The organism is Dyadobacter bucti, from assembly GCF_005869225.1.
Lineage (GTDB): Bacteria > Bacteroidota > Bacteroidia > Cytophagales > Spirosomataceae > Dyadobacter > Dyadobacter bucti.
In genome coordinates this window covers 279,096-292,283 of sequence record NZ_SWFP01000006.1, presented here as the reverse complement: position 1 = coordinate 292,283, position 13,188 = coordinate 279,096, and the positions used below count along the sequence as shown (strand labels likewise).

The window sequence follows — 13,188 nt, the reverse complement described above, 5'->3', positions numbered from 1 at the left end:
ATTAGGATAATTTATCGATCAGATCTTTAATAACTTCCTGTAAATAAGCACCGTTGTAAGGCCCATACCAGCTCATTGTTTTCGTCTCGTACAGATCCCGGTCAAAATATTTATCGTGTGTAATATAACCGATATATCCTCCATTGAAACTGGTTACCATCAGATTAAGCCCTTTTGTTTTTGCGTAAGCGTCCAGCCCCGCTACAAGTTCCCCGGAAAAGTCGCCGGGCATGCCGACCATCAGAATATTTCCAATTCTTAATGCTTTTATAAAAACCGGATATTCTCCGAAAGCCTTTTTAAATGCCCAGGAACGAAGCACCAGATTCATCGTCAGCCTGGGTGAAGGTTCCCGCAAAGGCAGCGGTAAAGTAACAGACTCCAAAATTGCACCTTTAACCTGATCCTTTTGCGCATCGGCGGCTAATAAAGCGCTCTGAACACCGAATGCCTGGTTTTTCATTTCGTCAAAATCGTCCGTCCCCTTTTCAATCGGCCCCATACTTCCTACCGCGCCGGCCATGTACATCGCAAAATCATAACGCCCGTTTTCGAGGGAGTCCACAAGCACGCCCGGATAATCGCGGGACAGTACAATGTTTTTTGAATTGATAACCGTGGAATGGGCCGCATAAGAACTTAGTATCACTTTCTGGCCGCTGTCTGTAATAAAAGCCGCTGAGCGGATTTCAGGATCTATTTCTCCTTCTTCCCCCACCAGCCTGTTCCGGATATCGATGGTATCTCTGGCCTCCATATAAGCAAGTTCGGCCGGCTCCATTTTTTCTTTCGCTTTCACAATACCCGTAACGATGGCATCTGCCAGCCTTTCTACAGTGGCCTGGTCGTATTTCCCCGAAAAGAAAAGAGATGAAACGCCGGTTCCCCACCCTCCTACGCTATTATGACTATGTGTTGCACCGAAAAAAACCTGAGCAAACGGAATTTCCCTTTCTGTTAATTTACTCTGTAAAAGCTTCACCACAGTAGGCGGAATAATCAGCAGATCGGCTGCAACAATCGCTGCTTTTGTAAAACCATTATCAATCACGAGCACTCTTACATATACCGAGTCGTGCACGGAAGTGTATGGTTTCCCTCTGCGGTTACCGTAACCGGCGGTTGGCGTAGGAGAAGCCGGCGTAATATTGATTTTCGCCCAGCCTACCTTAAATTTTGCAGTTGAACCGGACGTGTCCGTTTTCACTTCGCTTACAAGCTGTTTCCACTGCTTGTAGTATGGCATTTGCTGGTAAGGGGTTTCGTCCATGGTAGTGACCATGGTTGCAATAATTAATAATAAAAGAAGTATTACAGAACCGATGATTTTGAAGAAGATCTTGATAAATTTCATTGAGGAGTGCTTTGTAAAGTTAGGCTTGTAAATATAAAAAAAACCGACAAACCGGCCGCTTGCCAGTTTGTCGGAGTAAGAAAAGCGATTGACATCAACCCTCTTTTACAAGTTGGATATTGGCGATCAGCTTTACATCCTCGCCGATCACGAGGCCACCGGAATCTGTGAGCTGCATATAGTTGAGGCCGAACTCTTGCCTGCTCAACCTGCCCTCCACTTCAAATCCCACTCTGATTTTTCCATCCGCGTCTCTTTCCGAGCCACCGTATTCCGCATCCAACTCAATAGGTTTGGTAATCCCTTTCAGGGTCAAAAGTCCGGAGAGCTTATAGTTATCGCCTTTTACTTTATGAAAGTAATTGGATTGGAATGTTAGATGTGGAAATTGCTCCGCATCAAAAAAATCCGCCGAGCGCAGGTGGGCATCACGCGTCCCCTGATTGGTATCAATACTGCTTACATCCAGGGAAAAATGAATTTCCGCATCTTCAAAATTACCCATATCCGAAGTAGCCCCGCCTTCAAAATTCTTGAATGAGCCTGTAATTGTGGAAATAACCAGATGCTTTATTTTAAACTGTACCTCAGAATGTACCGGGTCTACTGTCCATTTTGTAACTGCCATACTTTATTAATTTATGATTCCACAAACTTGTACTGGTTTTAAAATTAATATTCTTGCTTAAAAAACCGCGATAAAAAGGTTTAATATAAAGCAAGCATCCTTAAAACCTCAGATACGACAGTAACAATATTTTGAAATTTTATGGCTCATATTTTCCATAAAATTTAACCTGAGAGGTTTTCTTCACACGCCCGTTGTGATGGTTCCTACCGAGAACAATGGAACTTATATTACAATTACAATAAAAAGTTGCCTTGTACTCTGAAAGTGATGACGGTCTTTATTTATTGATTATCAAATCGTTAAAAAATTTAGGCACATAATTTATACACAACACATTGTAATTACATTTACTAAAACTTAAATCGACGATAAATGAAAATGAAGGGAAGAAGCATATTCACCTATGATGTATATGCCCCCACGACTGTGACCACGATGTTACGTCCCCGGCGCCAGGAGGGACAGTCTATCATACATGAAGGTTTTAATATTGAGCCACCGGTTCCATTCTCGGAGTACACCGATCTGTATGGGAATCCTTGCCAGCGCGCGATATTACCGGTTGGGAGAGTGACGATCACCACGGAAGTGCAGGCGCAGGTAAACCCGACCAAGTCTGTACCCAATCCATTGCCGGCATTCACCCTTGTGGGTGACCTGCCCGATGAAGTAATGCATTATATCCTTCCAAGCAGGTATTGCGAATCGGACCTGCATGAAATCAATATGTTATCCCTCGAGATAGCCGGTCACCTTGCACCTGGTTATGAACAGGTCGAAGCGATCAGGACGTGGATACATCAGAATATTAAATATCAGTACGGCGTGACGGACGCCAGCACGACTGCTCTCGATGTTGCCCGCAATCGTATAGGGGTATGCCGTGATTTTACACATCTTGCGCTGGCATTATGCAGAAACCTCTGTATTCCAACCCGGATGACCGTAGGTTATCTTGACAAACTGAAGGTTATGGATTTGCACGCCTGGTTTGACGTTTATATGGGCGGAGAATGGTACACCTTTGATGCGGTTCAGGAGCAGACAGAAGGTTACCGGATAGAAATTGCACACGGACGCGACGCGGCGGATGTAGCGATGGTAACCCAATATGGAAATGCGACCCTGCAATCGCTTCATGTGGAAACCCAGCTCATGGAACCCGAGCCTGTTCAATAATTTTGTGGGGCTGTGCAAGCCCCACAAAATGAAGCTAACTGATCACATTCAGTTCTTTTCCAACTTTTGTAAATGCCTCCACTGCTTTTTTCAATTGCTCTTGCTCATGCCCGGCTGATATCTGCACGCGGATACGCGCTTTCCCCTGCGGCACTACCGGGTAAAAGAACCCGATCACGTATATTCCTTCTATCAATAATTTTGAAGCAAAATCCTGAGCAAGTTTTGCGTCATAAAGCATAATCGGAACAATAGGATGTTCACCGGGTAAGATATCAAAACCTGCTTCCGTCATAGCTTTCCGGAAATATGCGGTGTTTTTTTCCAGCTTATCGCGAAGCGCTGTGGAGGATGACAGCAAATCCAATACCTTAATAGAAGCACCAACAATGGAAGGTGCAAGGGTATTTGAGAAAAGATATGGCCTCGAACGCTGACGGAGAATTTCAACAATTTCTTTTTTGGCCGCCGTAAAGCCGCCGGAAGCTCCACCCAGTGCTTTTCCGTAAGTTCCTGTAATGATATCAATCCTGCCCATCACATTCCTGAATTCGTGTGTCCCGCGACCTGTTTTACCCATAAATCCTGTTGCATGACATTCATCGATCATCACCATCGCATTATGCTGTTCAGCCAGGTCGCATATTTTATCCAGCCGCGCAATGGTGCCATCCATTGAGAAGACGCCATCGGTTACAATCAAAATACGGCGGCTACCCGCTGCCGCTTTCAGTTGCTGTTCAAGGTCGTCCATATTGTTATGCTTATAACGAAAACGCTTCGCTTTGCACAACCGGATCCCGTCAATCAATGAGGCATGGTTCAGCTCATCAGAAATAATGGCGTCCTGCTCGTTCAGTAAAGGTTCGAAAACGCCTCCGTTCGCATCAAAGGCAGCCGCATACAATATGCAATCCTCAGTACCAAGGAACTCAGCGGTTTTCCGTTCCAGTTCTTTATGGATATCCTGCGTGCCGCATATGAAACGCACCGACGACATACCAAATCCGTGGGTTTTAATGGCATCTATTCCGGCCTCGATCACATCGGGATGTGAAGAAAGACCAAGATAATTATTTGCGCAGAAGTTGAGCACGTCTTTCCCGTCGGTAGCAATCCTTGCCGACTGGGGTGTTGTAATCACCCGTTCCTTTTTATATAGCCCTGCTGATTTTATGGCGTCAAGTTCCTGCCGAAGTTCATTCTGAATGGTCCCGTACATGGTTTAGTGTTTTAATGAGTGAATGTGTGATTTTCTGAGTTCGGATATCATTTCTTCCGTCATCTTGTCTATGGAATAGGCAGGTCGCCAGCCCCAGTCTTTTCTGGCCTGGGAATCGTCTATGGTCCCTGGCCAGGAGTCAGCAATTTCCTGGCGCGAATCCGGCTTGTAAGTGATTTCAAATGAAGGTATTACTTTCCGGATACTGGCTGCAATTTCCGCCGGGTCAAAACTCATGCCGGCGAGGTTGTAACTTGTACGGACAGTGATCTTCTCTTTAGGGGCTTCCATCAGCCGTACGGTTGCGTCCATAGCATCGTTCATATAGATCATCGGAAGTTTCGTGTCTTCTTTCAAAAAGCATTCAAACACTTCACCGTTGACAGCTTTGTGAAAAATATCCACGGCATAATCGGTAGTACCTCCGCCCGGCATGGATTGATAACTGATAATCCCCGGATACCGCAGCGAACGGATATCCATTCCATATTTTTTGAAATAATAATTAGACCAGTTTTCACCCGCAGCTTTACTGATCCCATACACCGTGGCCGGATCCAGATAAGACCATTGCTCTGCCTGCCCTTTGGCCTGGTCACCAAATACCGCAATGGAACTGGGATAAAATATTTTACGGACATCATTCTGGCGCGCTACTTCCAGTACATTCAGATAGGTTTGCATGTTGATATTCCACGTTCGCAACGGATCTTGTTCTCCTTTCGCGGAAAGAATGGCCGCCAGATGGTAGATCTGCGTAACCTTGTATTTTTTTACCAAAGCGGAAAGTCCCTGCGCGTCCGATGCGTCAAGTTTTTCAAAAATTCCAGCCGGGTGCGCAGGAACACGAAGATCAGAGGCCACAACCATTCCCTCACCGTAAATTCCCTTCAGATATTCGACCAAAACAGACCCTATCTGTCCGTTTGCCCCTATTACAAGTATGCGATCCGATTTCATAATATTCAGATTGGACAAAGAATAAATCACTTGCAATTTTGCGTTTTATCCATTTATTTTCAATACTTAGATACTTTCACAGCAAATATTACCAGACTTTAAATTTTGAACAGAAAATATTACTTTTAAACCCGATACCCTGTTTTTTTGACAGTAAATATTATTGCACCATGGAACAACTGGATAAAATTGATACCAAAATCCTCAGGATTCTTCAGAAAGACGCAAAAAAAACAACTAAGGAAATCGCGACGATGCTTAACCTGACGGTATCGCCGGTTTATGAGCGGATCAGGCGGCTCGAAAGCCTGGGTTACATCAAACAGTATGTAGCTATTTTAAACAAAAAACTGATCAACAGACAGGTAACTACGATCTGTCAGGTCTCGATGCGATACCATAACGAGGCTTTTATCGAAAAGTTCGAGCAGGAGATCCAGGCGCTGGAAGAGGTGCAGGAATGTTACCACATGGCTGGCCAGGTGGATTTTCTTTTAAAAATAAATGTGGCGAGCCTTGACGACTATCATGATTTTGTGAAATACAAGCTCTCCAAGATCGATAACATCGGTGTGCTGAACAGTACCTTTGTGCTCAAAGAGATCAAGCACACCTCGGAATTTTACATCTGAAACCTAGAAGTTCCTTTTACCGACTTCAAAAGTCACTGACTTGCTTCCCGGAATTCCGGAGGGAGTAACACCCTGTATTACAACTTTATACTGCCCTACCTGATCGGAAGTATTGAACTCTACATGCGCTTTGCCGGCTGCATCCGTAGTAACGTCGGGTGCCCAGTACATCAGATTTCTGAAATCCGCAATTCTGCTTGAGGCATTGCCGCTGTCATATTTCGGGGAATAAAACTCCCTATGCGCCTGGACACCTTCATAAGGCATTACCAATACGGTAGGATTGAGCTCAAATCCTGCCAAATCGCTCTTGTATGTTGTAAAACTTGCAATACCGGTGAATGTCATCGGCCCCAGAAAATAACGTGAACTCGCCAGCTCGATCTTTTTCACTTTTAGCGGATCAATTTCCATAAACTTATCGGTATCGAAAATAGGAATACCATCCAGCAGCAATAGCGGATCAGTCGTATAGAAGGTATTTGGAAGCAGCTTATCGATCATCCGGAAATGAAATTGCTTTTGTCGCCTACGGACCAATACCCCGCGCACGTATTCCCGAAGCACTTCCTCCATGGTCGGAAACCGGGTAAAATCATCCAGAAAATATTTCTCGTCGGGCATGCCGAAAAATGCCAGCGAATCCTTCAAAACTGCCTTTTTCTGCGAAAACACCGTAGGCTGGTAAGCATTTACAGTTTGCATATTGATAGACCGGGTCAACAGGGTGTTTTCCAGCGTTTTGTCAAAATAAAATGCGGGCACGGTTTGAGATGAAAATTGTTTGGAAAACGGACTGGCCATCTCAAAACGATACGTCGAATCATGCCGCAGGTCAGTTTGGATCGTTATCTCTTTTTGTCCGATAAAATTTCTTAGCTCAAACATCACATTTCCCTTGGGATCGCTCATTGCCGCATAAAGCATAGCAGGGGCATCAGGTGCCGCCAGGAAAGCCCCGACGTTTGCAGCCGGTGCACCGTCACTTTTGCCGACTATTTTCCCAAACATAAAATGTCCGTCATACTCCGGCAGATGTTCAAATTCAACCGTTGTTGCGGCAAATACCTTTTCCCATTTCAATCGCCTCCAGCCGTGGGTAAGCATAAGATTATCCAGCGCCTGATCGGTTTCGCTGTTCACATTCTGGAAGTAATACTCCGGTGATTCCACGTTTCCGCGAAGGTCCGAGGTCAGCCACAAAAAACTGGTGATATCCAGCTGCGGATTTGTCCCGATCGAATCCACCAGAAATACAGACACAGACATATTGGTCAGTTCCGGAGTACCCGTGCCAGAGTTGGCCGACAGGTCGAGTGCCACCTTTTCTCTGGTTATAAATGTTTTCCCCACTTTCGCATCGATCGCAAGTTTTGCAGATGGCCGTTTGAAATAAAGTCTCTCGCAAACCGGCCTCAGTTTTTCATTAAATATCGCGATATGGGAAACACCCTCACCCAGCTTATTTTTATCCAGCAGAAAAACAGCACCGTCTTTCGCGAGCACTTTCTTTTCCCCATATTGTTTTGTCTGCCGGGTATGTGAAAGCATATACACTTCAACCGGCTCATCGCCGCTAAGCTGACCATTAACCGTTATTTTGATGCGATTGTTAGTGGTATCTTTTACCTGCATCACAAAACCCTTTTCCTCTACTTTGGGCAGCGGATAGGAGAATTCTCTGCCTTTACTATCCCTGATCTTGGCTGTATAAGAACTACCTGCCTCCGGGACCATCATAAACGATCCAATCCCGTGTCTGACTGGTTGAAATTTTACAATCGTATTGTTCTGCTGATCGACAATTGCGCCCGTAAAGCTGATACCTTTCCCGTCTTTTCCCACCGCACGGAAAGCTACTTTACTCGCAATATTTTTGACCAAATGCCCCCCTTCCGGGAAAAACTGTATATCATAGCTAACATCTTCTTTTGCAAGTTTGTCGGGGTCAAACCGGACAAAAGGATTGAGAACGGTAACCGAAGTCTCGAAAAAATAGTCCGGGCTGAAATTTTTCATCCAGTTGGTATAACACCGCACTTTATATGTACCGCTTCCAATGGTGGCCGGCAGGATCAAAGACCCGTTTCCTTTTCCATCCAGAAGTGAAAACTTGGTTTGGGCCATCGCATTATTTTCATTGTCAAGCACCTCCAGATACGCAACTTTGCTCAGATCAAGAAACCTGTGCGAGGCACCTTCAAAATTATAGGCCTTAAACCACATCGTTTCCCCGACCAGGTAAAACGGGCGGTCAAGATGCAGGTACATCTTTTCCTGGATAGCTCTTTCTGTATAAAGACCAAACCTCTGGCCAATGGATTTTACCATTGCATCGTCCTGTCCGAAGCCCAGCAAGGGCAAGACAATAAACAAGCATAGATAAATAGGATTTTTGCTTCGCATATATTTTTATGTCAATAACAATTGATCATTGCCAAAAAGGTGGCCGTCTGATAGTACCTCCCTGCGCCCGGCAGTCGGAGCAAAAATCCGACGAGCTCAAAAGGTAGGATACACCCGTCGGATCCTGGTAATAGCTCAATAAAACCCCTGTGGTTTCGAATACGTCTGCGATTTCAATAGTATCTGGAGGGGAACATCTCGGGTAAGAGCCCAGCCGTTCATTAATAAAAATCCGTTTAGTGGCCTCCGTACTCGCGCTGAAATATCCAAAGACAAGCTCTCTGGCATCCTCTTTACTTTTAATATTACCTGTGACCTGCGAAGGTTGCGGATCAAATAAAGTACCTGTGCCTTGTGTGGTTTTTGCAAGGTCCGTCCAGTATTCGAAGGCTTCGCGGCTGAGCGAATATTGTTTTACGAGAATGCTGTACTTGAAGAGAAGCTTGTTGGATTCTATCCTGATCACATTTACCGGTACTTCTTTGATGATGTTCTCGCTAAGCTTGACCGTCGAGCCGAGCTTGATATCTCTGGATTCCAGTGTCCGCCAGCAAAGTGAAACATCTTCGGGACGGGATACCACTTGTCTTTTTTCAAAATCTCTTTCGAGGCCCGAATAATAAGCCGTGCGATATTCGTAGGTCTCTTCAAATTTCCATCTGTAGAACCTGGAATTGCTGTTCAGATCATGGGTATTGACATATATCAGCATAGCATTTTGTCCCTGATCTAGCTTATAGCTCACACTGTCGATCGGCGGGGTTATGCTCACCTGGACATAGTCCGACAAATACTCCCTTCCGCCGAGCCTGCGTATCGACAGGCGGTATCTGGTAGCTGTGTTAGCATTAATTGGAGGCAGCTTGTACACCCCGTCACCCATTTCGATGAAAGTATAGCTCTCCCCATTTTCAGATTCCGCCACAATGAGCGCTCCCGGTTCTGTAACCGGAGGAGTATCATCGTTTGTGTTCTGAGTGTTCCGCAGTATTACAGTACTGGAATCACCGCCAATGTTCAGAAAACCGTCCACTACAAGATAGGTTTCCACGTTGTTCACTTCTGGTGGGGAAAACGGCTCAATACAGCTGTAAATAACAAAAGCCGGCACGATCAGCATCAGATATTTTAATACCCCGGTCACTCCCTGCTCATCCCCGAATTTGCTCAAAATGGTTTTATAGCTTGTGTTTTTCACTTCGAAAATCTTTATTGGCTAATATTTAAAATCTGAAATTATAGGTAATTGTAGGTATCGGCTGCCCAAAAATGGAAAGCTGATAACCACTTACCTTTCCCCCAATGGTTTGGAAATAAACAGATGTAGGGTTTTTCCGGCCCAGCAAATTGTATACTGCCAAAGTCCAGGAGCTATGCGCAAGCTTCTTAATTCGATGGTTCCCTTCAATATTCATGGCTACGTCCGTCCTGTAATAGTCGGGAATGCGAAACTGGTTTCTGTCGGCATAGTAAACCCGCTGAGACCCATCAATAAGGTATTTCCCGATCGGCGGCGTATACGGGCGCCCCGTGCTATAGGTAAAGTTGAAAGACAAGCTGAACCGGTGCGAGAACCGGTAGTTCGAAATCATTGTAAAATCGTGTGGTTTGTCGTAGTTACTGGGGTAGTAATTCCCGTCGTTAGGCGCATCGAGCGATTCGCGGTCAACTGCTCTGAGCAATGTTCTCGCATAAGTATATCCTACCCAGCCGTTCAGCTTACCGGTCATTTTCTTGATCATAAACTCAACCCCGTAAGCTTTTGCCTTGGTATTGAGCACCGCCGCTTCGATGTTGTGGTTCATGATCAGCGAATCACCCCCTTTGTAATCCAGAAAATTCTGAATGTTCTTATAATAACCTTCCAGGGAAACCTCCACTTTATTACCCCGGAAATTACGGTAAAGCCCCACTGAGATCTGATCACCGATTTGCGGCTTGATGTAAGTATCGCTCAGTTTCCAGATATCCGTCGGGGATATGGTCATGGTATTGGTGAGCAAATGAATGTACTGACGCAGAGTATTGTAGCTTACTTTTAAAGAAAGGTTATCGAAAATGCTGTAACGTACGGACGCCCGGTACTCGGGACCGCCATAATTTTTGATCTTTTTCCCGGCCCCATATTCCTTTACTCCGTCCTGATAGATGTAGTCAATCGGATATCCCGGCACATAAGTATTCACATTTCTTGGCCCGAGGTATTGATAAAATGAATAACGGATGCCGGCTGTGATCGCAAGCCTTGGGCTCACTTCAAATTTATCTTCTATATATAACGCACTTTCTGTAGCCTGCTCCGGTTCGAGCTCGTCGGGCATGATGAGCGATTCCGGGCCTCTGGGCTGAAATGATCCCGGATGCAGCTTATAGTAAATGGTGCTCAAACCGAAATCCAGCGTATGCTTCGGATTGAGGACATAGCTCAGGTCGGCCTTGAAATTTGATTGATTGATATCAAATTTCAGATCAAATGAGTTGAGCGGCAGCCCCGCAGCACCCATCGAATATTGATATTTAGTGTGAGACGCAGTTAATACGCCATATAATTTTGCATTGAAAGTATGCTTCCATTTCAGCGAAGCGAGCTGGTTCTGATAGGTGTAGAGCGTATCCCCGTAGAGCCTGAACCGGTCATCGCTAACATAACCCGTGAGGAACAAGCTGTTTTTTTCATTGATCTCATGGCTCACATGCAGGTTCACATCATAAAATGAAGCAGAACTTTTGTTATAATTTTCATTGTCCAGCGTCTTGATCAGCCAGTTGGAATAAGTGGAACGTCCGCCCAGCAAAAATGAGGTTTTGTCTTTTATCAGAGGTCCTTCCAATGTAAGGCGGCCCGTCACCAGACCGATTCCGCCCGAAGCGGTGAATTTTTTCTTGTTCCCGTCGCGGCTGTTGATATCAAGGACCGAAGCCAGTCTCCCTCCAAACTTCGCTGGGATCGTACTTTTATACAACTCAACATCTTTTAATACATCGGGGTTAAAAGCGGAAAAAAAGCCAAAAAGATGGGACGGGTTATAGATAACGGCATCATTATACTGTATCAGGTTTTGATCGGCAGATCCGCCCCGGACATTCAATCCTGTACTGTTTTCACCCACAGATTTGATACCGGGTAAAGTAAGAACCGTCCGCAGCAAATCCGTTTCCCCGAATACTGTGGGTACTTGTTTAAGGTTTTTGATCGTGAGCTTAACCGTCCCCATCTGCGTTCCGACCACGTTTTTGTCCATACCGGCCTTTACCGATACTTCTTTCAAAGCAATTACACTTTCGCGCATTTCAATATCGAGCTTGCCGTCTGAGTAAAGGATAACCTGCCGCTGGGTTTCGCGCATCCCGAAACTTTTCACTTTAAGCAATTGCCTGCCACGAGGGATGGTAAGTGAGTAAAATCCGAGCGCATCGGTAGAAGCACCAATCGAGGGAGACTCAATAAATATGGCTGCACCAATCACCGGTTCACCGGTAACCGCATTTCTGACATAACCTGTAATTGTCGAATTTCCCGGTACAATCCGATGGCGTTTTACCCCCAACTCGTGAAGCTTGCTTTCAGCAGTTGACAGCAGCTTTTCCTTAGCATCATTTTCAGGCCCTTCATAAGTAACGGCACTGGGGCCCACATAATCCGGATCAAACAACCCCGGTGGGAGCTGGGTAATGATACGCTGCACCTGGGTAATGTATATCCGTTGCTGGGAATCGATGGCATATTCAAACTCAGAACCTTTAAATACCTGATCCAGCACTTCACGAACCGTAAGCTCCTTTACATCGAGATCGAGTGTCAGGCTATCGAAACGACTCGCATCGTAGTAAAAAAAATAACCTGTTTGTGATTCAACCTGCCTGACAAAATCTGTGAACCTGGAAGAGTCCAGATGCATGGTCACTTTTTTTCCCGGCACATTCTGAGCGGCTGATGTCCTGGAAAAGAAAATTGAGAAGAATAAGACAGATAAGGGTAAAAGTAGTTTCATGGCTTGGCTAGTTCGTCATATCTTGCCGCAATCCTCGTAATTGCGACCTCCCGGTTCTTTCTGAACCTAATTTTCGGTTCCCGAAGAACTCTTCTCAGCTCTTTTTTATGTTCGGGAAACAAAGCAAAAACGGATTTTTTTGTATGGACGGAATGGTATCGACCATCTTTGAGGATATAAAAAAAATCTTTCGGAGGAAACTGCGGTATGACCGACTTATCCACGATCTTTTCCTGCCGCTGTTTGGTCCGCCGCATGATCGTACGGGTTTTGCCATTGTAGAGTATATCGTAAAAGCCTGTCCGCATTTGCTCATTCACATCTTTTCCCGATTCCAGGCGCTGAAAATTATGCTGTTCAAGCCAAAAAAAATCTACCTTTTCGGATTGTAAAAGAATATGATCTCCGTTAAAATGTTTGATCACAAGCTCATCCTTTAGGATATCGTACATCATAGCAACACTGTCGAACTGCTGCCCGTCATAGCGCACCACCCCTTTGCGCCACTTCCTTTCGTTAAAAAACTGATGTTCTTCCGCCCGCGCATCATACATGTAGTACTGTCGTCCATTGTACAGATTCTGAGAAATCTCTGTGGCTTTTTTGTAGTAGCCAACAGGATAGGCAGCTATCTCTTTTGCCAGCGAACTGGCCCCAACGGATTGTCCATAGGAATAATGGTAAAGGCAGGCGTAAAAAATTGTAATGATGGTAAAAATGCGCATGTATTGCGAAGTTTTATTTAAACCTGATACTTTAAAACTCGTGAGAACGTGGCAGCGGAATTATGGTATGCAAAGAAGTGAACGTAA

10 protein-coding genes are annotated in these 13,188 nt (G+C 45.1%); 2 read left to right on the top strand and 8 right to left on the bottom strand.

Annotated elements, in window-relative coordinates; genetic code table 11:
• Position 1: 1 nt before the first annotated feature.
• Together FBF61_RS21015 and FBF61_RS21010 are read right to left on the bottom strand one after the other, a co-directional pair.
• The gene (locus tag FBF61_RS21015; RefSeq protein WP_138480995.1) at positions 2-1,354 is read right to left on the bottom strand and encodes a neutral/alkaline non-lysosomal ceramidase N-terminal domain-containing protein; all 1,353 of its coding nucleotides are present in this window, start codon (positions 1,352-1,354) and stop codon (positions 2-4) included.
• 94 nt (positions 1,355-1,448) lie between these two features.
• Positions 1,449-1,982 (bottom strand): YceI family protein, encoded by a 534-nt coding sequence (locus FBF61_RS21010; RefSeq protein WP_138480993.1) that lies wholly within the window; start codon positions 1,980-1,982, stop codon positions 1,449-1,451.
• A 381-nt stretch (positions 1,983-2,363) separates the two neighbouring features.
• Here FBF61_RS21010 and FBF61_RS21005 point away from each other — a divergent pair, with 381 nt between their 5' ends.
• On the top strand, positions 2,364-3,164 hold the full coding sequence (locus tag FBF61_RS21005; protein ID WP_229215156.1) for a transglutaminase domain-containing protein: 801 nt from the start codon (positions 2,364-2,366) through the stop codon (positions 3,162-3,164).
• A 34-nt stretch (positions 3,165-3,198) separates the two neighbouring features.
• On the opposite strand, the gene kbl is transcribed toward FBF61_RS21005, so the two are convergent.
• Both kbl and FBF61_RS20995 read right to left on the bottom strand, forming a co-directional pair.
• The gene (kbl, locus tag FBF61_RS21000) at positions 3,199-4,386 is read right to left on the bottom strand and encodes a glycine C-acetyltransferase (RefSeq protein WP_138480989.1); all 1,188 of its coding nucleotides are present in this window, start codon (positions 4,384-4,386) and stop codon (positions 3,199-3,201) included.
• Positions 4,387-4,389: 3 nt separating this feature from the next.
• Positions 4,390-5,346, bottom strand: a complete 957-nt coding sequence (locus tag FBF61_RS20995) for an NAD-dependent epimerase/dehydratase family protein (protein WP_138480987.1) — start codon at positions 5,344-5,346, stop codon at positions 4,390-4,392.
• Positions 5,347-5,516: 170 nt separating this feature from the next.
• Between FBF61_RS20995 and FBF61_RS20990 the strand changes: the two genes are divergently transcribed.
• Positions 5,517-5,978 (top strand): Lrp/AsnC family transcriptional regulator, encoded by a 462-nt coding sequence (locus FBF61_RS20990; protein WP_138480984.1) that lies wholly within the window; start codon positions 5,517-5,519, stop codon positions 5,976-5,978.
• Between the two features lie 3 nt (positions 5,979-5,981).
• On the opposite strand, the gene FBF61_RS20985 is transcribed toward FBF61_RS20990, so the two are convergent.
• Genes FBF61_RS20985 through FBF61_RS20970 form a run of 4 tightly spaced genes read right to left on the bottom strand, consistent with a single transcriptional unit; the run spans position 5,982 to position 13,101 of the window.
• Positions 5,982-8,384, bottom strand: coding sequence for a hypothetical protein (locus FBF61_RS20985; RefSeq protein WP_229215155.1), 2,403 nt, complete (start codon positions 8,382-8,384; stop codon positions 5,982-5,984).
• A gap of 25 nt (positions 8,385-8,409) precedes the next feature.
• Complete coding sequence (locus FBF61_RS20980) at positions 8,410-9,582, bottom strand: DUF4249 domain-containing protein (protein ID WP_229215154.1); 1,173 nt, start codon at positions 9,580-9,582, stop codon at positions 8,410-8,412.
• Between the two features lie 25 nt (positions 9,583-9,607).
• Complete coding sequence (locus FBF61_RS20975) at positions 9,608-12,376, bottom strand: TonB-dependent receptor (RefSeq protein ID WP_138480982.1); 2,769 nt, start codon at positions 12,374-12,376, stop codon at positions 9,608-9,610.
• Positions 12,373-13,101 carry a hypothetical protein gene (locus FBF61_RS20970; protein ID WP_138480980.1) on the bottom strand — a complete coding sequence of 243 codons (729 nt, stop codon included), beginning with the start codon at positions 13,099-13,101 and terminating at the stop codon, positions 12,373-12,375. Before FBF61_RS20970 ends, FBF61_RS20975 begins: the two co-directional genes overlap by 4 nt.
• Positions 13,102-13,188: the final 87 nt, after the last annotated feature.

Bases quoted from the DNA above. Each gene is read 5' to 3' on its own strand.
- FBF61_RS21015 (WP_138480995.1), bottom strand. From the start codon at position 1,354: ATGAAATTTATCAAGATCTTCTTCAAAATCATCGGTTCTGTAATACTT.
- FBF61_RS21010 (WP_138480993.1), bottom strand. From the start codon at position 1,982: ATGGCAGTTACAAAATGGACAGTAGACCCGGTACATTCTGAGGTACAG.
- FBF61_RS21005 (WP_229215156.1), top strand. From the start codon at position 2,364: ATGAAGGGAAGAAGCATATTCACCTATGATGTATATGCCCCCACGACT.
- kbl (WP_138480989.1), bottom strand. From the start codon at position 4,386: ATGTACGGGACCATTCAGAATGAACTTCGGCAGGAACTTGACGCCATA.
- FBF61_RS20995 (WP_138480987.1), bottom strand. From the start codon at position 5,346: ATGAAATCGGATCGCATACTTGTAATAGGGGCAAACGGACAGATAGGG.
- FBF61_RS20990 (WP_138480984.1), top strand. From the start codon at position 5,517: ATGGAACAACTGGATAAAATTGATACCAAAATCCTCAGGATTCTTCAG.
- FBF61_RS20985 (WP_229215155.1), bottom strand. From the start codon at position 8,384: ATGCGAAGCAAAAATCCTATTTATCTATGCTTGTTTATTGTCTTGCCC.
- FBF61_RS20975 (WP_138480982.1), bottom strand. From the start codon at position 12,376: ATGAAACTACTTTTACCCTTATCTGTCTTATTCTTCTCAATTTTCTTT.
- FBF61_RS20970 (WP_138480980.1), bottom strand. From the start codon at position 13,101: ATGCGCATTTTTACCATCATTACAATTTTTTACGCCTGCCTTTACCAT.